The sequence below is a fragment of the Bacillus cereus group sp. N6 genome (assembly GCF_016483705.1).
GTDB classification, from domain to species: domain Bacteria; phylum Bacillota; class Bacilli; order Bacillales; family Bacillaceae_G; genus Bacillus_A; species Bacillus_A wiedmannii.
This window is the reverse complement of sequence record NZ_JAEHBI010000018.1, coordinates 62,909-85,407: the sequence shown is the minus strand read 5'-3', so window position 1 is coordinate 85,407 and position 22,499 is coordinate 62,909. Positions and strand designations below refer to the sequence as shown.

Sequence of the window (22,499 nt, the reverse complement as noted above, 5' to 3'; positions counted from 1 at the left end):
ATACACGATATGCGAAGCTTATTCTTTTATATGCTTCTTTTATGAAATCCACCCTTCAAACTAAGAAAAGACGTGGTGCACATATATCACCACGTCTAAGAAGTTTACTTCACTTGCTTCTCTGTAACTGAACGAGCAACCATTAATAGCTCCTTCGGCTCTAAACCTTTAGACACGAGCATATATTCTACTCCGTTATGCGACCACGTTAAAGAATCTTTCGTCAATGCCCCAATTGTAAAGCCAAGATCAACCAATTCTCCGCTCACACTTATCGCTGACGAAGCCTCTGCAACTTTTGCCTTTTCTTGTATCAAAGTAAAGGATTTCTTACTTCCAGTGTATGTGAGTATCGCACGCTTGCCACTGTCTGTCTTTAACTCTTTTTCATCTTTCAAAACCATACCTTGCGGCGTATCACGCGGATACAAAATAGCAAATGGTTTGTCTTCTTTCGCTGTTGTTTGAACATCTACTTGCGCTCTAGACATATTTTGTTTCGTATCAAATGCACCTTTATCAAATTTCGCATCAAATTTCACTTTTGAGAAATCTACTTTCACAAGAACATTTTGATCATTATCCATTAACTTCACCGAAACTGGTGTTAAATCACTTTTCTTCAATGTAATCTCTTGTTTCGGCAACATGTTTTGATGTTGATAGTTTGTTTTTGTTTTAAAAATATAATACTTATCTGTTTTTTCAAAAGTAAGGTTTTTCTTATCCTGCAAAATATCTCTCACAAGGGATTCATATAAATAAGCCTGGCTACTATTTTGCGGCCAATCACTTTGGAAACGGAAACTCTTATTAAGTGCTGGCGTTAATACAAATACCCCTTCTTCATTTCTTAAAATAATTTGGCTTTGATCTTTTTTCGCATTCTGCAAATTCACACGATAAAAAGAAGGTTCCTTATGCCATATTTCTACCTTGTACTCCTGAGGCTCATTCCCTGTTTTAATAGATAATTTTGCTTCAGCTTGATAACTTTTCATCCCTTTTACTTTCGCCTCTAAATCTCTCACAACATCATCTTGTTTCTTTTCCATACAACCCGCCAACACAAAAACGGTTAATAAACCGACAAGAACTAAAAACAGACGCCTTTTCATCACTTCAGCCCCTTTGCCCCTATAAATGAATGGAAGATGTACCTTCCTTATCGCTACATCAAATATATGAGACAAAGATATAAAATATGCAGACTAGCGTGACGAGCTTTCTAAAACAACTTGAGCAACAGCAAATTCCTTACTATGACTAATTGATAAATGAACAATATGCTCTGTACTTGTAACGAGAATCGGCTTACCTCTATCATCATTCCTTACTTCAATATCTAAAAAACTTACTTCTTTTCCAATACCAGTTCCTACCGCTTTTGAATACGCCTCTTTCGCTGCAAATCTTCCAGCTACAAACTCTGTAAGGCGACTTCCCTTCAGCTCCTTAGCAACATTACGTTCACTTTCAGTTAAAATACGCTCCATAAATTTAAGTTTTCCATCTAGCATTTTTTCAATTCGATTCAATTCAATAATATCGATTCCAATCCCTACAATCATTTCAAAATCCCCTTCTTCTATTTAGCTTTCTTTTTTCATATTGTAAGAATAACAGAGAATCTTTCTGATGCAAAAGGAGTGATACTCACAACATGCTAATACCTTCTGCCCGCATTTCCTTACAACCAATCGTCATCGCTTTACTTCTCATACAATTAGTCATGATTATGTTAGGCGACTTTCTTCTCTTTCCCATGGCATCCTACAATGAATATATCACTAAAGGAGAATGGTGGCGTCTCATAACTTCCTTACTTATACATGTAGACTTACAACATTTCCTTTCTAATAGTATTTGTTTATTTGTGCTTGGCTCTTCTATTGAAAAACAACTAGGGCACTTTTCTTTCATCATTATTTTTTTCCTTTCTGGAATTCTTGGAAATATTTCTTCTTATCTCATTATGCCTCTTGAATATATTCATGCCGGGGCATCTGGTGGTATTTTCGGATTGCTAGGTGCACAATTATTTCTATTGTATAGTCGATATCGTTCTTCCAATCCAAGAGACATTGCTATTTTTTCAATCATGATATGTATATTACTACTATTCACTTTCTTCAATCCCTCCGCTAACCCTATAAGCCATTTAACAGGATTGATTATTGGTGGTATTTGCACTCCTTTATTAACAAAAAAATTCGATGGTGCAGAGCTTATTTAATATAAAAGCTCGCACCATCGACAATTTCTACATCTGTTTGTTTACTTAAATCTCTCATTAGTTGAAATAAAGACTCATCCTTCTTCTTCGCTTCAATCATACAATCAATTTGCGGAACACTTCCCTTTATCTTTTTTAAAAAAGATAAAAAAGTATCTACATCAATAAAGTCCGCATGCGCTCTCGGGTCTTTTCCCTCTCTAGGACTAGAAATGTGCATTTTCACTGGTAACAAAGACGATTCCCACGTATGTACAACACGCGCCCAATCTTCATGCCAATCTTCTCGATCATTATTCATCATATGGTGATGCAAATCAAACACGACTGGAATATCTAATTTTTCACCTAAATACAATGTTTCTTCTAAAGAAAAGGTCGTATCATCATTTTCTAATATGACCATCTCTTGGATACTTCTTGGAACACTTGACCAATTTTCTATAAAGCGTTCTAATGCGAGTTCCTTATCTTTATAACCTCCACCCACATGTAATACGCATCGTTGCTTATGTTCAATCCCCATACCTTTTAATAATTTTTTATGCATCTGCAATGTCTTTACAGATTGTTTAAAAATATTCTCTTCAGGTGAATTCAGCACAACGAAATGATCTGGATGAAAATCAATACGCATATTCATTCGAATAGCGTAATCACCTAGTACTTTTAAATTTTCTTTTAAGGGGCGAATATAGTTCCACTCTAACAACTCCTCATGATTCGCTAAAGGAACAAGCTTGGAACTAAGCCGAAAGAAAGATATGTCATGCCCTTTATTATGCTTTAATAACCGTAAACAATTTTCTAAATTCGAATTAGCAATTCTTTCGAGTTTACGAATTGCAGCCTCTCGATCACCAATTCGTTGAAACTGCGCATATGTCATCGTTTGAGATGGAGATGCATTCTTTAAATGTACACTCATCGCAACATATCCAAGTCTTACAAGCATGTAGCACCTCTTTTCTACACAAGTTATTATGTAGTATGTACAATTACAGAAATAAAAAAAGAGAATGCCAGCAAAGGGCATTCTCTTTTTTATTAAGCTTGTGGACGGCTATGATGTTTTCTTTCGCCACGTCCATTTGAAGATCCAGGGCGACCTTGACCTTCACCTTTACGACCACGGCTACCACCATCACGATTGCGATCACGGTTACGGCCATCGCCACCACGGCTACCACCATCACGATTGCGATCGCGGTTACGACCATCGCCACCGCCGCGTCCGTCACGACTACGATTACGGTTACCATCACGGTATCCGCCTCCGTTACCGCCGCGTTTTTTAGAACCGCCACCTCTTGAAACAACTGGTGGTTCTGACGTTAAAGCGATTGGAGTTGTATCTGGCTCTTTTGTCATCATTTTTAAAGCAGCAGCTACTACTGTTACAGAATCATTCTCTTCTAACATTTCTTCTGCAATACGCTTGTAGTATGATAAATTATCATTTTCAATTGTGCTTTGAAGTTTTTCAGCGATTAAACGTTGTTGACCTTCTAATGCCTCGTCAAGTGTCGGTGCTTCCATACGATCAACTTTACGTTTTGTAGTGCGCTCGATATTTTTTAATTGTCCTGATTCACGTGGTGTTACAAATAACATTGCAATACCTTTTTTACCTGCACGGCCAGTACGACCGATACGGTGAACGTATGATTCTGGATCTTGTGGGATATCGAAGTTATATACATGTGTTACGCCTGAAATATCAAGACCACGTGCAGCAACGTCTGTTGCAACAAGAACTTCAATAGCACCTTCTTTAAATTTACGTAATACAGACATACGCTTCGCTTGTGTTAAGTCACCGTGAATACCTTCTGCTGCATAACCACGTAAGTTTAATGCTTCTGATAATTCATCAACACGACGCTTTGTACGACCGAATACGATTGCAAGCTCTGGAGATTGAATATCTAATAAGCGTGTTAACACGTCAAACTTTTTCTTTTCTTGCACTTCTAAATAGAACTGCTGAATGTTTGGCATTGTTACTTCTTTTGCTTTTACTTTAATGTGTTGAGGCTCAGTCATGAAACGCTCAGCAATACGACGGATTGGATCTGGCATTGTCGCTGAGAATAATAATGTTTGATGTGTATCTGGCACATCTGTTAAAATCGCTTCAATATCTTCAATGAAGCCCATGTTTAACATTTCATCCGCTTCGTCAAGAACAACTGTCTCTACGTTTTGTAAGCGAAGTGTTTTACGGTTAATATGATCTAAAATACGACCCGGCGTACCAACAATAATGTGTGGGTGTTTTTTTAGAGCACGAATTTGGCGGTTAATATCTTGACCACCATAGATTGGTAAAATACGAACGCGTTTATGTTTACCAATTTTGTACAGCTCTTCTCCAACTTGAATTGCTAATTCACGCGTTGGCGCGATAACAATACCTTGAACTGCTTCTTTATTTGTATCCACTTTATCTAATAGTGGTAATCCGAATGCTGCTGTTTTCCCTGTACCTGTTTGCGCTTGCCCAATAATATCCTTACCTTGCAATGCATGTGGAATTGTTTCAGCTTGAATCGGCGTAGCCTCTTCAAAGCCCATACTTTCAACAGATTGTAGTAAAGACTCACTTAATCCTAATTCTCGAAATGTTGTCAATGTTACTTCTCCTTTTCTATCCTATACTTATCATTTAAAAAAAGGCGTTTTCCGAATTTGCGGAAAAGCCCTTTTCCTGAATGCTCACGTATATAAACGGGCGTATATTCTTCGCGAAAATACTTCTAAACGTTATTACACTTTATCAATTATAAGTTTTGTATGTGCAAAAAGCAAACCCAACTGTTACCTTATTTTCATATTCAGAGTTTTTTTCTTCACTTTTATTTTTTTATATTTACTGTAAGCGCTTATTATAAGTTTCTTCTATTTTCGCATCTATCATCCCTATTTATATACACCAATTATTTCAACATCGTAATTACTTCTTCCAATTTCATGCCGCGAGATGCTTTTATTAATACAACATCTTTCACATCAACTACTGCTTGTAACTCTTTTACTAGCTCCTCTTTATTATCATACGCTTTTACACGCTCAATAGGGAAATTAATTTTCGCTCCTTCAGCAATTTGAGCCCCTAATTTACCATATGTGAACACATATGAGATTTTTGCTGGATCGATTAATTTACCTACCTCATAATGGAATTGTACTTCTTGATCACCAAGTTCTAGCATATCACCAAGTACAACAATTTTTTTAGCAAATCCATCTAAACCATTCATTAGGTGGAACGCTGCTTCCATAGCCGTTGGACTTGCATTATAAGCATCATTGATAATTGTTAAACCACTATTTGTTTTTACAATTTCCATACGCATGCCTGTCATTTGAAGTGTTACTAAACCTTCTTTCATCTCTTCCCACGTTACACCAAAATATTTCGCAATTGCCATTGAAGCAAGCGTATTGTACACGTTGTGTTTTCCTAATACTGGTAAGTAGAATGAAATATTTTCTTCTCTATTCATTTTAAAATGTGTCCCAGTTGCCTGTAATGTTACAGTCGTTGGATAGTAATCATTTGCTCTAGCATCACCAAACGTAACTGTTTCAGCTATTAAATTCATTTCAGGAACACGATTTGTTAATAATGGCTCATCTCCGTTATATACGAATACTCCACCTTCTTGTAATCCTGTCACAATTTCTAATTTCGCTTCAGCAATTGCTTCACGAGAGCCTAAGTCCATTAAATGTGCCTCACCAATGTTCGTAATGATAGCTGCATTTGGACGTGCTAACTTAGATAAGAATTCAATTTCCCCTCGGCTGGACATACCCATCTCTAATACAGCTACTTCTGTATTTTCTTCTAAGTTTAAAATAGTAAGAGGTAACCCAATATGGTTATTAAAGTTTCCTTCTGTTTTTTGAACTTTGAATTTAGTCGCAAGAAGACTTGTTACAATATCTTTTGTAGATGTTTTACCGTTACTCCCTGTCACACCAATAACTTTCACATCCAATTGATTGCGATAGTTTTTCGCTAACATTTGTAATGCTGATAACGTGTCTTCCACAAAAATAACGGGAAGATTCTCAGGTGGATTTGCTACATCTTTCATCCATAATGTCGCCACAGCTCCATTTTCAACGGCTTTATCTACAAAAGCATGTCCATCGAAACGTTCACCTTGAATCGGAACATATAAGTTTCCATTTTCAATTTTTCTCGTATCAATAGAGACTCCTTGTATAGTAATTCCCTCATATTGCTCTGCTAATCCCGTACCATTTACCATCTGTTCTACTTGTTTTAACGTTCGATTTATCATGAGAACACTCCTTACATAGAGGAAGCACTATTCCTGCGAATAGTGCTTCCTCCTTTTTTGTTAGATTGTATATTTAATTTTTTGTTTTTCTTCGTGACGCTCAATCGCTAAACGAATTAGCTCTTCAATTAATTCCGGATACGGTAATCCAGTATGTTGCCATAGTAGAGGGAACATACTAAACGGCGTAAACCCTGGCATCGTATTCACTTCGTTAATATATACTTCTCCGTCTTTCGTTAAGAAGAAATCAGCTCTTGTTAAGCCAGCACTATCTAAAGATTGGAATGCAATAATCGCATCTCGCTTAATGACATTAGACTCTTCTTCTGTCATTTCAGCCGGAATGATTAATGCTGTATCACCATCGATATATTTCGACTTATAATCATAGAAGTCCTTTTTCGGTACGATTTCACCTACAACTGAACATTTCGGTTCATCATTACCTAATACACCAACTTCTACTTCACGTCCAACTATATTTTCTTCTACAATAATTTTGCGGTCAAATTGGAATGCCTCTTCAAATGCATTCTCAAGCTCTTCACGATTTTTACACTTATTAATACCAACACTTGAACCAAGGTTTGCTGGTTTTACGAAGCAAGGATATCCTAAAACTTCTTCTACTTTTTCATATGCTGTTTCACGATCTTTTTCCCATGCACTACGAATAAACGATGCATACTTCGCTTGTTTCAATCCAGCTTCTGCGAAGATGTTTTTCATAACAACTTTATCCATACCAGCAGCAGATGCTAGAACACCATTTCCTACATAAGGAATGTTCATTAATTCTAATAATCCTTGAACCGTTCCATCTTCACCATTTGGTCCATGTAATAATGGGAAAATAACGTCGATAGCGTTTTCCTCAGAAGCTGCAGATGGAATGATTTCTGTGCTTAATGATAACGGAGAAATCGCATTTTCTGCGCCGCTCATTTTTAGAACTTCAACATCTGTTACTTCACCTTCAATACGCTCACCGCGCACCCATTGACCTTGTTCTGTAATATAAATTGGATGAATCTCGAATTTATCTTGATTTAATGCTTTAATAGCAGCAAGAGCCGTTTGTAGCGAAACTTGATGCTCAGCTGATTTTCCACCATATAATAAACCTAATTTAATTTTTGTCACTGAAATCACCCTAACCAATTGTTTTCATTTTTCTATTTTAGCACTTTTTATAAAAATAGGTAGTTCCTATTTGAAATAAAATGTAACTTCCACAAATAATTAAATGACACCACTTATTGGTTTTCTATACTTTTTCTACTGAACTTTCTTCATAAATATACAAAATTAAATTCTAAAATACAGTGAAACTTTAATTAACGAGGGGCCATCCCCACTAATTATCAGCCCGCACCAATCGGACAGTTATCTCCCGCCGAATTTTGAGGTGGAAGTCTTACTGCCCACAAATAGCGGGAGAAAATTGTAATCCAATCTAGTTATGTACCTAAAATATGTAGAAATCCCCTTTTTGTGTATGTCATCTACTCATTAAGAAGATTGTTTCGTCAGTGTGCCTTTTTGCCTTTGCTCAACGAGACGATCTAAAGAAACATATACAATACCTGCAACTACACATCCTACAGCTAAAATTGTAAATAGAAAGTGGCCAAGTAATCGATCCAATAAAAAACCGCCAAGAAGTGGACCGAATGCGCCTCCTGTAATCCACTGCAAACTGGCAGCTCCCATATAAGTCCCTCTCAAGTGCTCAGGGGCCAAATTCGCTACAAACGTCATCTGTACAGGCGACATAATCATCTCACCTAACGTATATATGGCATAAACGAACAGCAACGTTATTAAAATAATCGTAGCATTTGCATCAAATTCTCCAAACCACTTCGGTAACCATCCTATAAAGAACAAACCAACACCGAACAAACATGCACCATATAACATCGTCTTTCCGACAGGTTTATCTGTGGCCCATTTTGAAATTTGAAATTGGAACAACACAACTAATAGTCCATTTAAAGCCATTAAATATGGATATGGATTGTTAGTTCCAAAAATGCCTTTCATTTCATTATCAAAGTGCAGCGGCAACATGCCCTCTGTTTGAGAAAATCCCATCGAAATAATGATACCTGCTAACAAATAAATCATTAGTGCCTTATCTCTCATTACAATTTTCCAAACCGCCTCTGATTCCTTTTCTTTATTCTCTTCTTTAGTCGCACTCTTTGGCATTGTCTCTTGAATAAGAATGAATACAAGTAATGCATAAAATAACATCGTAGACGAGGCAATAATAAACACAAGGTTCTTCGACAACATAACTACTGAAGCACCCATTATCGGGCCAATTGCAGCACCTATATTGTGCCCCATTCGTAATAAACCATATGCTTCTGTTCTTTTTTCAGGTGCTGTTACATCCGCAACCATTGCTGATGCAGCGGGATGGAATAATGAATTACTGAGCCCTAAAAAAATAGATAAAATAGCATAAGGAATAAATCCTTCTATAAATAAAAAACCTAGCATGAACAAAGCATTACTCACCATTGAAAAAATCATTATTGGCTTTCTTCCATATATATCAGCAATCCTCCCACCAAGAAGAGAACCGAAACTTGCGGCAATCGGAGAAAGTGCCATAATAACCCCTACTTCCAATAACGAATCCACCTTATCTTTTAAATATAGGGCAAAAAAAGGCATCAACATCATCATTGCAATTCCATTTAACGTTTCGCCAATAAACCGAATCCATATGTTTCGGTCCATCTCCCTTAACTCACGCCACGTATTTTTCATACATTCCCCCCTCAGTTCCCCAACAATTATATTATATACACAATCAGAAAAATGTAAATTTTCAGAACAAAAAATCCATCCTAACAGAATTAGAATGGATTTTTCAACTTATAAATTCGCTGCATCTTCTTCGTCTTTACTATTATTTAAAGCACTATGTTTTCGGCTATATAAGAAGTAAACCGCAATACCGATAACCATCCATACCCCAAAACTAATCCAAGCAGTTCCGGATAACTGAAGCATTAAATATAAACAAAAAATCACCGTTAATGCTGGTAAAAATGGTACAAGCGGTGCCTTAAATGCTCTTGGTAAATCCGGATGAGTTCTTCTCATTACAATAACAGCAACAGCTACAAGTGCAAAGGCTGATAAAGTCCCCATATTTACAAGATGCGCTAACACATTTAAATCTATTAATCCTGAAATAAGTGCTGCAATAATTCCTGTTGTCCATGTATTTAAAAATGGTGTTTTAAATTTTGGATGGACTTTAGCAAGGCGCTTCGGCAATAATCCATCTCTGCTCATTGCATACGAAACACGTACTTGCCCATACATCATAACTAACATTACTGTTGTGATTCCTGTAATTGCTCCTACTGAAATTACTCCCGCTAAACTATCTTGTCCAATAAATTGAAGTGCAAAAGCAACTGGATCTGATATATTTAACTGTCCGTATGGAACAATTCCTGTCAAAATAAGTGAAACAACAATATAAAGAACCGTACAAATTAATAAAGATGCAATAATGCCAATTGGTAAATCACGTTGTGGACGTTTCACTTCTTCTGCTGCCGTTGAAACTGCATCAAACCCTATGAATGCAAAAAACACTGTAGCAGCTCCAGCCATTACACCATCTAAGCCAAACGGCATAAAAGGTGTCCAATTTTCAGGTTTTACATAATTAAAACCAGCAAAGATAAATATGAGAACAACCGCTAATTTAATAAACACCATAATGTTATTTATTCGTGCACTTTCACGAACACCTCTAGATAAAAGAACTGTCATTACTAAAATAATTAGAACCGCAGGCAAATCAATTATTCCACCCTTTCCTGTACCAGGGGCCGAGGAGAGAATGGTAGGAATATGGATCCCAAATCCCTTTAATAAAGATTGAAAATAAGCGGACCAACCGTTTGCTACAGCAGATGTAGCGAGTAAATACTCAAGCATTAAGTCCCATCCAATTAAAAATGCGAATACCTCTCCCATCGTCGCATATGTGTACGTATACACACTGCCTGAGACAGGAACTGAAGAAGCGAATTCAGCATAACAAAATGCAGCAAAGGCACAGGCTAACGCGGCTATCGCAAATGATAATATAATAGCTGGCCCAGAATGTTTTGCTGCTACCACGCCCGTTAGAACAAAAATACCTGTTCCAACAATTGCCCCGATTCCAAGCATAGTTAAATCCAATGCACCCAATGTTCTTGCTAACGTCTTTTGCTTACTCTCTTGCATTAGCTTTGCAATAGGCTTCTTTTGAAAAATTTGCTTCATAGCATGCTCCTCCAAGTTTTAAATTTTCTGAAAATTTTTAATTCGCTTTTTTATTTTACTCATTGCACTTTCCCCAGTCAATACTTTTGTCGAAATAAGTAGAAATCTTTCGGAACATACAATATCCTTATCGTTGTTTCTATATATCTTTCCGTAATTTTTTTTGGTATTATTATACATGTCGATTCCACAAAAGAGGCATGCTCACTTATTGAGCATGCCTCTTTTTACCTATTGCACAGTATGTGAACCTTCTTCAATCCAGCTATACATATATTTTTCATCTTCTGTTTCATGTGCTTGCTTTACAATACGAAGCGGACGGAACGTGTCTATCATAACAGCTAGTTCAAGTGTTTCTTTCTTCCCTATACTTCCCTCTGTTTTCCCAGGATGCGGCCCATGAGGAATTCCGCTCGGATGAAGTGTAATAGAACCTTCTTCCACACCTTTCCGGCTCATAAAGTTTCCTTCTACATAGTACAGTACTTCATCACTATTCACGTTACTATGATAATATGGTGCCGGAATAGATTCTGGATGATAGTCGTATAAACGTGGTACGAAAGAACAAATAACGAAATTGTGACCTTCGAACGTTTGATGTACTGGAGGTGGCTGATGAATACGACCTGTGATTGGTTCAAAGTCCTCTACATTAAAGACCCACGGATATAAATAGCCATCCCAACCAACAACATCTAACGGATGGTGCCCTAAAACATGTTTATGCATATAGCCTCGCGACTTTGTCATTACGACAAACTCACCTTTTTGATCATACGTCTCTAATTTTTCAGGACCACGAATATCTCTCTCACAAAACGGACTATGCTCTAACAATTGTCCATATTCATTCCGATAACGACGCGGCGTTGTGATTTGACTATTTGCCTCTACAACAAGAAACTTAGTCTCTCCCTCATCTGGAATAACACGATAAATCGTTCCAATTGGGATTGTTACATAATCACCTTTTCGATAGTGAATCGTTCCAAACATCGTTTCAATTTTCCCTGTTCCGTAATGAACAAATAACATTTCATCACCATCACCATTACGGTAGAAATAGTCCATTTTTTCTGTTGGAGCCACTACTCCAATTAATAAATCCTCATTCCCAAGCATAAAATTCCTTCCGCTTACTGCATCGCCAGTTTTTTTATTTTCTTTCGTGCGAAAATGACGATGAGCAAGAGCTACATCTTCTTCATACTGCAACTGACAAGAATGAGATAATGCCGCATGACCTACTTCCGTTGGCATATAATGATGGTACAAAATAGATTGCGTACCAGAAAAACCTTTTGTTCCCATTACCTGTTCGCGATAAAGCGACCCATCTTTTTTACGGAATTGTACATGTCGTTTATGAGGTAGCTCCCCCATGTGACGATAAAACATGCCCATCACCTGCTTCCATTTCTTTTTTGACCGTATTACGTAACGTACCTAAACCAGTAATCGTAAGTTCTACAACATCCCCATCTTGCAGCCACTCTTCCGTACCCAGTTCTAAAACACAACCTGTTCCTACTGTCCCAGAACCAATCACATCGCCTGGATATAACGTAACGTCTTCCGAAGCACGTTCAATCATTTCAGCAAATGTATAGTAAATATCTTGGAAGTTCCCCTTTGATAATAGCTTTCCATTTACATGAGCAGTCATCTCTAACTCATAACGGTCACCGTTACGATAAACATCCAATTCCTCTTTCGTAACAAGGTGCGCTCCTAATGAAGTTGCAAAATCTTTTCCTTTTGCTGGACCAAGTCCTACCTTCATTTCTGTTGCTTGTAAGTCCCTTGCACTCCAGTCGTTCATAATACAATAACCAAAAATGTATTCCTCTGCTTGCTCACGAGAAATATTTCTTCCTTCTTTCCCAATTACGCAAGCGATCTCTAACTCATAATCAAGCTTTTTAGATTTCTTCGGACCAATTACAAAATCATCTGGACCAATTACAGCACGATGGTTCGTAAAATAAAAAACCGGGATATCGTACCATTCAGGTACAACCTCTAGCCCTCTCCGGCCGCGGGCCGTTTTTACATGCTGTTCAAACGCGTAAAAATCCCGAATACTACTCGGATTAGGAATTGCCGCCGCTAATTGCACTTCCTCTAAAGAATATATACCCTTTTCCGGATTCTCCATATTACGCAATACTTCTACATACTCATCCGCTTTCTCTAAAAAGGCGAACATAGAAGAAGGTAATTTTCCATCACTAGCAAGATTCATATCAATTACTTTGTCACCTTCAAGCCATCCAGCTCGCATTTCTTTCGAAGGAAGACGAAATGTAACAAATTTCATCATGATTCCTCCCTATGAAAATGAAATTTTCACCAGCAAAGAGACTTTTGCTGGTGGATACAAATCTTATAAGTTTCCGCGACGTTCCTGTTCTCTTTCAATTGATTCAAATAATGCTTTAAAGTTCCCTTCTCCAAATCCGCGAGAACCTTTACGTTGAATAATTTCAATAAATAAAGTTGGACGATCTACAATTGGTTTCGTAAAGATTTGTAGTAAGTATCCTTCCTCATCGCGATCTACTAAAATCTTTAATTCTTTTAACCTATCAATTTCTTCATCAATTTTCCCAACTCGCGCACTTAACTCATCATAATAAGTATCAGGTGTATCTAAAAACTCCACGCCATTTTCACGAAGTGCTTCCACTGTTTTAACGATATCGCTTGTTAATAAAGCAAGATGTTGTACACCTGCTCCATTATAGAATTCTAGATATTCTTGAATTTGCGATTTTCTCTTTCCATCTGCTGGCTCGTTAATAGGGAACTTAATACGACTTCCATTTGTCATAACTTTCGACATTAATGCTGAATACTCTGTACTAATATCGTCATCATCAAAATGAATCATTTGTTTAAAGCCCATAACATTCTCATAATAGCTAACCCATTCTTCCATTTTCTCAACATTACCAACTACGTGATCTACAGCAATTAAACCTGACTCTGCAAATGGAATATTAAACTCCACTTGTTGGAATCCTGGCATAAATGTTCCTTTATAATTTTTACGCTCTACAAGCGTGTGAATTGTATCACCATACGTACCAATAACTGCTTTTTTCAGTGTACCGTTCTCGTCTGTTAATTCCACAGGTGGAGCAATTGCAACGGCACCACGTTTCACAGCTTCCGAATATGCTTTGTCAACATCGTCAACAAGTAAAGCAACATCTTTTACACCATCACCATGTGTCTTTACAAATTCTGCGATACGATTATCGCTACTTAAAGCACCAGACACAACAAAACGCATATTTTTTTGCACAAGAACATAAGATACCTTTTCACGGTTACCAGTTTCTAATCCAGAGTAAGCCACAATTTTGAACCCGAATGCTCTCGCGAGGTAATAACTTGATTGCTTTGCATTTCCTACGTAAAATTCCAAATGATCTACATCACGTACCGGAAAAAAGTCCTCCATTTGTGCAGCTAGCGTATCCATAGATTTTTGTTTCATAAAATCCTCATCCCCCTGTAAATAGATTAAATGGTTCATACTTAAAACCAACCGAAAACGCTTCCAACATCAATTAATAGAAATTAGTTAGCAAGCTAACAAATTCTGACCTTTAAAATTTTCTATCTTTTCTGTCAAATTCCTCTTTTTTTCTTACATATAAAATTCGACTTTTTTCTCTTTACATGATGGAGGGAATATTCATACTTGAAGGTATATAGGAGAGGAAAACAAAAAAGACCCCAACATATTAACTACTTACTAATATGCTAGAGTCTTTATTTTTTTTGAATGATTGTATTTATATGTCTCATACTAATACATTTGCAAGGAATAAAATAAATGATGTTAATACTACCGCTCCACCTAATGATCCTAATAAATCTGTTTTTGTTACTTGTAACACTTGTTCACTGTTCATATTCCTCATTCTCCTTTCATTTTGTATGATTTAAAACTTCTATTATACTAATACACTTGATAGAAATACGATTAATGCCGTTAATACTACTGCTCCACTTGCTGATCCTACGAAATCACCTTTTGTTACTTGTAATACTTGCTCTTTCATATCTTTCATTCTCCCTTCTATTTTCTTTTGTTACAAAACTTCTATTATACTAATACGCTTGATAGAAATACGATTAATGCCGTTAATACTACTGCTCCACTTGCTGATCCTACGAAGTCACCTTTTGTTACTTGTAATACTTGCTCTTTCATTTTGCATTCTCCTCTCTTTTTCTTTTATTACAAAACTTCTATTATACTAATACGCTTGATAGAAATACGATTAATGCTGTTAATACTACTGCTCCACTTGCTGATCCTACGAAGTCACCTTTTGTTACTTGTAATACTTGCTCTTTCATTTTATGTATCCTCCTTTTTAATAAGTTATCTATATGTAATTTCTAAGAAATGTTTATTTCATAGTTTTTATGTTAGCGTTACATTAAAGTTGTTAACGTAACGTTTGTAACATTAATGTAACATAACTATTGTTACGTTGCAATATAATTACGTAAATTTTATTACACTTTTTTTACGTTTTTTTATAAACACCCTTAAAAACCCTGTTTTAATGCACTTTCTACTAAGTTGACGTTTGTAATGTTATTGTAATATTACAGTCATATAACGAAACACCCTCATACCTACCTCTATTTTTGTTACAAATTAAAGTGCATATTCAAAGTAATAAGATGGCGCCTATCAACTTTTTACTGACGGTTCACGCAAGATAAAATACGATCTTTCCAAGATAAGTTTATATGTTTCCTCTATATAACTATGTATAATAAAAGCAAAGAGGTGGTCATTTTGAAATTAATCGCATTAGATATGGATGGTACGCTACTATCATCTAATCTTGAAATCTCCAAGGAGAACTTACAAGCTATCCAAACTGCAAAAGAGGCTGGTCATATAGTCATGATTTGTTCTGGTCGTGCAAAAGAGGATGCTTTAAAATTATTGGAAGAATATAAACTATCTCTTCCAGTTGGAGCGAGCAATGGGGCAATTGTTTATGTGGATGGAAAAGTAATTAACTCGCGTTGTTTACAAAACGATAAAGTATACAAGCTTGCAAAATTACTAGAATCTGAAGGTTTTCCTTATAAGCTATATACGAATAAAGGAGTTTATTCTCCATATACATGGCAAGATCAAGTCATGCAAGCGTTCGAAGAAAACAAGCATGCACTAGATGTTACACTTGAAGAACTTGAAAGAATTACAGAAAAACAAAAGAAATCAAACTTAATTACTGATTTCCAAAAAATCGAAGGTGTTGTAAATAATCCAGAATTAGAAATATCTAAATTCTTCATTTTGACATTTAATGCAGCGCATCGTGCACAGCTATTAAGCATGTTACAAGAAGACACTGACATTTCAGTTACGGCATCAGCTCCTACTAATGTAGAAATTATGGATAAGCACGGTCATAAAGGGAACGGTCTACAAGAAATGGCTGCTTATTTCAATATACCAATTGAAGATACTATTGCGATCGGGGACAACTTTAATGATGTGCCAATGTTACAAGTAGCTGGCTTATCAGTTGCAATGGGAAATGCTGAAGAAGATGTAAAAAAACTATGTGATGTCGTAACATTAACAAATAATGAGCATGGTGTTGCTCACGCAATCGAGAAATTTGTATTGAAACAAACTTCATCTAGTAAATAAAAAAAGGACTCTTTCAATTTGAAAGGGTCCTTTTCTTTTATACATGATGACAAGCAACAAAATGCTCTTCACCAACATTACGGAATTCTGGTACCGTTTGTTTACAAATATCTGTTGCAAACGGGCAACGTGTATGAAAGCGACAACCCGAAGGTGGATTTGCTGGACTTGGAATATCACCCTCTAGTATAATCCGCTCTCGCTTCACTGTTGGATCTGGTATTGGCACAGCTGATAACAATGCTTTTGTATACGGATGCAGTGGGTTCGTAAATAACTCATCACGCGGCGCTGTTTCCACAATCGTTCCTAAATACATAATTCCAATTTTCGTACATAAGTGCTCTACTACGCTTAAATCATGTGAAATGAACAAATAAGATAGTCCCTTTTTCTCCTGTAACTCACTAAATAAATTAATGATCTGTGCTTGAATAGATACATCTAGTGCTGCCACAGGTTCGTCAGCTACTATAAATTCCGGATTTAATACCATAGCTCTTGCGATAACGATACGCTGACGTTGTCCACCAGAAAACTCATGAGGATACCGGTCAATATGATATGGGGCTAAGCCACATAACTCTAATACTTCTGTCACTTTTTCACGAACATTTTCTTTCGTCGCTAGTCCGTGAGCCAACATCGGCTCGCCAAGTGCTTCTCCAATTCTCATTCTCGGATTTAATGAGCTAAATGGATCTTGAAACACAAGCTGCATATTAGGACGATGTTTTCTCAATTCCTCTTTTGATAGAGAATGAACATCGTGTCCTTTAAACTTCACTTCTCCCTCCGTTTTTTGAACGAGACGTAAAATTGTTTTTCCTATCGTCGTTTTTCCGCTTCCTGATTCACCAACGAGACCGAACACTTCGCCTTTATTAATAGTAAAACTTACTCCATCAACTGCTTTCACATGTCCAATCGTTCTACTAAATATGCCACCTTTAATTGGGAAATATGTTTTTAAGTTTTTTACTTCTAATAATGGTTCACTCATTGTCCCGCACGCTCCTCGTATAACCAGCAAGCTACTTTATGATTCTCATCATGTACATTCAGATTTGGCGCTTCTTCTTTACATATTTCCATACAATGCTCACAACGACCGCTAAAGTAGCAAAATTCATCCAAACCAACTAAATTAGGAACCTGCCCTGGAATAGAATATAATTTATCTATTCGTTTTCCCATCACTGGTTTTGATTTCAACAACCCTTTCGTATACGGGTGTTTCGGATTTTGGAATATTTCTAGTACTGGTGCCTCTTCAATAACTTTCCCGCCATACATAACGACAACGTAATCAGCCATCTCAGCTACAACGCCTAAATCATGTGTAATTAATAAAATGGATGTTTTAAATTCTTCTTTTACTTGTCTTAATAAGTCTAATATTTGAGCTTGAATCGTAACATCAAGAGCCGTTGTCGGTTCATCCGCAATTAATAACTTCGGATTACAACTAAGTGCAACAGCAATCATAATACGTTGTAACATGCCACCACTCAGTTCGTGCGGATAAGAATGGACGATTTCATCCGCACGAGCTATACCAACTTTACGAATTAACTCAATTGCCTTCTTATACGCTTCATTTTTGCTAAGTAATTCATGCTCTCTTAACGTCTCTACAATTTGTTCACCTACAGTGAAGACAGGATTTAGCGATGTCATCGGTTCTTGGAAAATCATCGCAATATCATTTCCTCGTAAACTACGAAGCTCTTTCTCTTTCATTCCTAAAAGACTTTTTCCTTCATATAAGATATCTCCACCTACTACACTGCCTGATTCAGCAATAAGTCCCATAATAGATAAAGCCGTTACACTTTTCCCGCAACCCGATTCGCCTACAACACAAACCGTTTCACCTTCTCGAACTGTAAAACTAACATGATTCACAGCCTTTACTGTTCCTTCTTCTGTCTGAAAGTGTGTTTGTAAGTCTTTCAGCTCTACTACCGCTTTACTCATACCTTCTCACCTACCGTCTCATCTTTGGATCTAACGCATCACGAAGTGCATCACCAAGTAAATTAATTGATACAACTGTTATAAAGATTGCGAAACCAGGCGGAATCCATAACCACGGCCGCTTTTGGAAATCAATTAATGAGTTTGCTGCGCTAATCATATTCCCCCATGATGGTGTAGGTGGGACGACGCCGAGACCTAAGTAACTTAGCGCGGATTCACTCAAAATTGAACCTGCAACACCCAAAGTTGCTACAACAATAAGCAACGGAAAGACGTTAGGAATTAAATGATGAATAATTTTCCGAGAATCCTTTAATCCTAATACATCTGCTGCTTGCATAAAGGCTTGCTCCCGCAATGTTAAAATTTGTCCTCTCACAAGCCGGGCAAGTCCTGGCCATCCTACTAAACTTAAAATAATCATTACAACATATAAACGGTATTCCGATGGTAATTTCCATTCTGATAAAATTGCTCCCATTATAATAAGTAGCGGTAATCCCGGGATGGACATTAACACATCCGCAACACGCATAATTAAATGATCTACAACCCCTCGATAAAAACCAGCAATTGCTCCTAATAAAGCTCCTAGTATAACGGATAATAGCATCGACGCTAAACCAATTGTTAATGAAATACGCCCTGCTTGCATAAGTCTAGTTAAAATATCCCGTCCCAATTGGTCTGTTCCAAGCCAATGTGACAGGCTGGGTGGTTTATTAATTTGTGTTACTTGTACTTTCCCATCAGCATACGGCGAAAAGATTGGACCGATAAAACTAAATAAAAACATAAATATTAAAATGTATAAGCCACACAGTGCCATCTTATTTTTCTTAATTTTTTTATACGCTTGACGCCATGGTGATGATTCATTTCTCTTTTTTCGTTCTTTCTTTTTCTCTATTATTGGTGTAATAGTCTCCATATCTTTCCCCCTTACTTCAATCGAATTCTTGGATCAACAAACGCATATACAATATCAGCTAAGAAATTAGCCATAATTGTTAAACAAGAAAGAAACATTGTAAAGGCCATTAATACCGTATAATCACGGAAGTTTAATGCTTCTAATTGAATACTCCCAATCCCTGGCCAATTAAAAATCTGTTCAATAATAATCGCTCCTGAAAATAAACCAGGTAATTCAAAAGCAAGTAATGTAATTGCTGGCAAAATTGCATTTTTCAATGCATGTTTATAAATAACGGTTCTTTCTTTTAAACCTTTTGCACGAGCAGTACGAATATAATCTTGCCTAACAACATCCAACATGCTAGTTCTAAAATATCGTGTTAATGATCCTACACCAAGAAGCGTTAAAATAAATACAGGTAGAATCATATGACGTAATACTTCTAATATGTATGCTATTCCTGTTGAGTTACTTCCAATATCAATCATGCCACCAATAGGTAATAACTTTAAATCAACTGCTAATAATTTAATTAAAAATAATCCGATAAAGAATGATGGAAATGACATTGCTGCAAAGACACCGATTGTTACCAATCTATCAAACCAAGAGTGCTGCTTTGTTGCAGAAATAACCCCAATAATAAGAGCAATAATCCAAGTGAAAAATAAAGCTGCAACAGCAACGATAAATGTATTCCAAATAAATTTATTAAGTAATGAAGTTACAGGTTCTTGATACTGTAGAGAAAATCCAAAATCACCATGCAAAGCATTCACTAACCATTGAAAATATCTTTCAATAATTGGTTTGTTTAAGCCATACAATTCCCTTAACTCTTGAGCTCTCTCTGGTGTTAACTTAGGATTTGAATCAATATAATCCCCCGGCAAAAGTGCAAATAAGAAAAAAATAATAATAGATGTACCAAACAATGTAGGGATCATTTGAAGGAACCTACGAACGATATATGTTTTCACCTTTTGTCTCCCCAATCCTATTTACTTAAAAATAGAAGAACATTTTTTCAAAACAGCTACTATCCCATCGCTGTATGAAAAAACGCCTTCTATTATTTAGGTCAACCCTTATTGTTCAATAGATAACACTGGTAAGTTGGAACTAATGCTATCGTACTTTTCTGGATCAATTCCTTTTATACGTGCATTATGAGCATAAAGTAGTTTACGATAGTTTAATAAAATAACTGGTGGATCATCACTTAACTCTTTATACAGTTCTTTATAAATTGCTTTACGTTTTTCAATATCTGTCGTCCCTATACCTTTTACAATCAAGTCATCTACTTTCGGGTTGTTATAACCCGTATCACTTTTTGGATTAGTTGATAAGTAATCACTTACAACTTCACTTGGATCACTAATTCCTGGTGTTGAAACTGCCGCTAAATCGTAGTCACCTTTTCCTACTTTTGAAAGCATCGTATTAAAGTCCATCAACTCTGGATTTAATTCAACACCGATTTCTTTGTAACTTTCTTTTGCAATTGGAATAAAGATATCATTTGTTTTACCTGTATTTGATGCGTAGTATGTTAATTTTAGTTTTTGACCATCTTTTTCACGAACCCCGTCAGAACCTACTTTCCAACCAGCCTCATCCAATAATTTTTTAGCCTTTTCTACGTCGTGTGGATATTTATTAATACCTTCTTCTGTATATGCCCATGAAACTGGCGCAATTGGTACGTTAGCAACAGATCCATATCCTTGTAAAGCTGTATCCACATACTTCTTACGGTCTAATCCATAAGTAAGTGCTTGACGTACCTTCTTATCTTTCAAATACGATTTCTTATTATTTACATAGATATAAGCAATATCACTTGATGACTCAAGATTAATATTTGCAAACTCTAATCCTTTTAATTGGTCTATATTCTCAGGATTTGCTCTAAATCCACTATAGTCCAGTTCACCTGTTTGGAATAATTGGAATCCAGTATCACCTGATGTGATTTTGTAAATAAAGTTTTTGATTTTTGGTTTACCTGCATAATAATTTTCATTAGCAACAAAGCGTACTTCTTGACCTGGAACATATTTTTCAAATTTATATGGACCCGCTGCAATTGGTTGCCCATATAATGCTTTTAAATAGTCTAAACTTGTATTTTGTTTATAATCTTTTCCATAATAAGCTTTTGATAGCACTGGGCCACCTAAATTAGTTAGCGCCTGTGAATTAACTTTTTCAGTTGTAATTTTAATTGTCTGTGGATCAACAACTTGAATTCCTTCAATAGAAGTTGCTTTTCCTTCTTTATATTCTTTTCCACCTTTAACAGCATACTGAGCAATATCCATTCCACCTTCATACGCTTTATCATGAAGTAGTGTTAATGTAAATGCTACGTCCTCCGCCGTTAAAGGCGAACCATCACTAAATTTTAGATTTTTACGTAAATGGAATGTATAAGTTAACTGGTCAGCAGAAATATCCCATTTTTCTGCAAGATCCGGAATAGGTTTACTTTGTTTGTCTGTTGTTACTAATGACGCAAAAATAACAGATGTTACATTTCCATCCCAACCATTATCTTGAAAATACGGAAGAAAAACTCCCCCTGGCTTAGAAATGGCTGTAATAAAAGTATCTTTTCGCTGATTTGCTTTCTCTGGACTTTTCTTTTTATCTGTAGCTGGGATTGATTCAATCTTAGCGTCTTTTAAATCCTGCTTTTTTACCGGTTCTGTAGAAGCCGTATCTTCCTGTCCCCCACAAGCAGATAACACAAGCGAACTACTCAATAATACTGAAAATACACCAGCCCATTTTTTTGTCTTTTTCTTCATTGTCCCCACCCTAACTTTTTTAATAATTAAACCTTATGAATTGCTTGCCTTATGTATGCCTCCCACAGCAACATTTTATAGCCAATCGGAAAAGTCGGTTTTAATCGTAAAAAAATAGATGTTTTTGAGGGGTAACAATCCTATTCCGACCTTTCCGGTAGACTTTATGGTTATTAGCTTATATCGTCCGTTATATTTTGTCAATTCTTTC

General features: G+C 36.4%; 22 protein-coding genes. 2 read left to right on the top strand and 20 right to left on the bottom strand.

Annotation, left to right across the window (positions count from 1 at the left end):
- Nucleotides 1-104 precede the first annotated feature (104 nt).
- Both JDS99_RS14900 and acpS read right to left on the bottom strand, forming a co-directional pair.
- Nucleotides 105-1,055 (bottom strand): LolA family protein, encoded by a 951-nt coding sequence (locus JDS99_RS14900; RefSeq protein WP_002096914.1) that lies wholly within the window; start codon nt 1,053-1,055, stop codon nt 105-107.
- A gap of 156 nt (nt 1,056-1,211) precedes the next feature.
- Nucleotides 1,212-1,571 carry a holo-ACP synthase gene (gene acpS / locus JDS99_RS14895; protein WP_000635044.1) on the bottom strand — a complete coding sequence of 120 codons (360 nt, stop codon included), beginning with the start codon at nt 1,569-1,571 and terminating at the stop codon, nt 1,212-1,214.
- Between the two features lie 92 nt (nt 1,572-1,663).
- Between acpS and JDS99_RS14890 the strand changes: the two genes are divergently transcribed.
- Nucleotides 1,664-2,236: a rhomboid family intramembrane serine protease gene (locus JDS99_RS14890; RefSeq protein WP_199695294.1), complete on the top strand. Its 573-nt coding sequence runs from the start codon at nt 1,664-1,666 to the stop codon at nt 2,234-2,236.
- On the opposite strand, the gene uvsE is transcribed toward JDS99_RS14890, so the two are convergent.
- The 13 genes from uvsE to JDS99_RS14825 form a co-directional block, all read right to left on the bottom strand.
- A complete protein-coding gene (gene uvsE / locus JDS99_RS14885) occupies nt 2,229-3,191 on the bottom strand; it encodes a UV DNA damage repair endonuclease UvsE (RefSeq protein WP_048542883.1) in 963 nt (320 codons plus the stop codon). The two genes, JDS99_RS14890 and uvsE, sit on opposite strands and share 8 nt — an antisense overlap.
- Before the next feature lie 92 nt (nt 3,192-3,283).
- Nucleotides 3,284-4,870, bottom strand: coding sequence for a degradosome RNA helicase CshA (cshA, locus tag JDS99_RS14880; RefSeq protein WP_000206596.1), 1,587 nt, complete (start codon nt 4,868-4,870; stop codon nt 3,284-3,286).
- Between the two features lie 305 nt (nt 4,871-5,175).
- A complete protein-coding gene (murF, locus tag JDS99_RS14875; protein WP_088121136.1) occupies nt 5,176-6,552 on the bottom strand; it encodes a UDP-N-acetylmuramoyl-tripeptide--D-alanyl-D-alanine ligase in 1,377 nt (458 codons plus the stop codon).
- A 60-nt stretch (nt 6,553-6,612) separates the two neighbouring features.
- Nucleotides 6,613-7,698, bottom strand: coding sequence for a D-alanine--D-alanine ligase (locus JDS99_RS14870; protein WP_088121135.1), 1,086 nt, complete (start codon nt 7,696-7,698; stop codon nt 6,613-6,615).
- A gap of 369 nt (nt 7,699-8,067) precedes the next feature.
- Nucleotides 8,068-9,339 (bottom strand): MDR family MFS transporter, encoded by a 1,272-nt coding sequence (locus tag JDS99_RS14865; RefSeq protein ID WP_048542888.1) that lies wholly within the window; start codon nt 9,337-9,339, stop codon nt 8,068-8,070.
- A gap of 108 nt (nt 9,340-9,447) precedes the next feature.
- Nucleotides 9,448-10,863: a branched-chain amino acid transporter BcaP gene (locus tag JDS99_RS14860; protein ID WP_000809356.1), complete on the bottom strand. Its 1,416-nt coding sequence runs from the start codon at nt 10,861-10,863 to the stop codon at nt 9,448-9,450.
- Nucleotides 10,864-11,094: 231 nt separating this feature from the next.
- Nucleotides 11,095-12,267, bottom strand: coding sequence for a homogentisate 1,2-dioxygenase (locus tag JDS99_RS14855; RefSeq protein WP_199695293.1), 1,173 nt, complete (start codon nt 12,265-12,267; stop codon nt 11,095-11,097).
- Nucleotides 12,233-13,189, bottom strand: a complete 957-nt coding sequence (locus tag JDS99_RS14850) for a fumarylacetoacetate hydrolase family protein (RefSeq protein ID WP_000674024.1) — start codon at nt 13,187-13,189, stop codon at nt 12,233-12,235. Before JDS99_RS14850 ends, JDS99_RS14855 begins: the two co-directional genes overlap by 35 nt.
- Nucleotides 13,190-13,255: 66 nt before the next feature.
- Nucleotides 13,256-14,374, bottom strand: coding sequence for a 4-hydroxyphenylpyruvate dioxygenase (gene hppD, locus JDS99_RS14845; protein WP_098230763.1), 1,119 nt, complete (start codon nt 14,372-14,374; stop codon nt 13,256-13,258).
- Between the two features lie 310 nt (nt 14,375-14,684).
- Nucleotides 14,685-14,795 (bottom strand): DUF3948 family protein, encoded by a 111-nt coding sequence (locus JDS99_RS14840; protein ID WP_001083700.1) that lies wholly within the window; start codon nt 14,793-14,795, stop codon nt 14,685-14,687.
- 42 nt (nt 14,796-14,837) lie between these two features.
- Nucleotides 14,838-14,954: a DUF3948 family protein gene (locus JDS99_RS14835; RefSeq protein ID WP_000654250.1), complete on the bottom strand. Its 117-nt coding sequence runs from the start codon at nt 14,952-14,954 to the stop codon at nt 14,838-14,840.
- Between the two features lie 35 nt (nt 14,955-14,989).
- Complete coding sequence (locus tag JDS99_RS14830) at nt 14,990-15,097, bottom strand: DUF3948 family protein (protein ID WP_000664237.1); 108 nt, start codon at nt 15,095-15,097, stop codon at nt 14,990-14,992.
- A 41-nt stretch (nt 15,098-15,138) separates the two neighbouring features.
- On the bottom strand, nt 15,139-15,246 hold the full coding sequence (locus JDS99_RS14825; protein ID WP_000664237.1) for a DUF3948 family protein: 108 nt from the start codon (nt 15,244-15,246) through the stop codon (nt 15,139-15,141).
- Between the two features lie 451 nt (nt 15,247-15,697).
- Here JDS99_RS14825 and JDS99_RS14820 point away from each other — a divergent pair, with 451 nt between their 5' ends.
- Nucleotides 15,698-16,570, top strand: coding sequence for a Cof-type HAD-IIB family hydrolase (locus JDS99_RS14820; RefSeq protein ID WP_199695292.1), 873 nt, complete (start codon nt 15,698-15,700; stop codon nt 16,568-16,570).
- 37 nt (nt 16,571-16,607) lie between these two features.
- On the opposite strand, the gene JDS99_RS14815 is transcribed toward JDS99_RS14820, so the two are convergent.
- The 5 genes from JDS99_RS14815 to JDS99_RS14795 form a co-directional block, all read right to left on the bottom strand.
- Nucleotides 16,608-17,573: an ABC transporter ATP-binding protein gene (locus tag JDS99_RS14815; RefSeq protein ID WP_001294493.1), complete on the bottom strand. Its 966-nt coding sequence runs from the start codon at nt 17,571-17,573 to the stop codon at nt 16,608-16,610.
- On the bottom strand, nt 17,570-18,550 hold the full coding sequence (locus tag JDS99_RS14810) for an ABC transporter ATP-binding protein (RefSeq protein ID WP_000030797.1): 981 nt from the start codon (nt 18,548-18,550) through the stop codon (nt 17,570-17,572). Before JDS99_RS14810 ends, JDS99_RS14815 begins: the two co-directional genes overlap by 4 nt.
- Nucleotides 18,551-18,560: 10 nt before the next feature.
- Complete coding sequence (gene opp4C, locus JDS99_RS14805; RefSeq protein ID WP_199695291.1) at nt 18,561-19,484, bottom strand: oligopeptide ABC transporter permease; 924 nt, start codon at nt 19,482-19,484, stop codon at nt 18,561-18,563.
- Nucleotides 19,485-19,495: 11 nt separating this feature from the next.
- The gene (locus JDS99_RS14800; RefSeq protein WP_000860732.1) at nt 19,496-20,452 is read right to left on the bottom strand and encodes an ABC transporter permease; all 957 of its coding nucleotides are present in this window, start codon (nt 20,450-20,452) and stop codon (nt 19,496-19,498) included.
- A 108-nt stretch (nt 20,453-20,560) separates the two neighbouring features.
- On the bottom strand, nt 20,561-22,288 hold the full coding sequence (locus tag JDS99_RS14795; protein ID WP_048542902.1) for an ABC transporter substrate-binding protein: 1,728 nt from the start codon (nt 22,286-22,288) through the stop codon (nt 20,561-20,563).
- Nucleotides 22,289-22,499 lie beyond the last annotated feature (211 nt).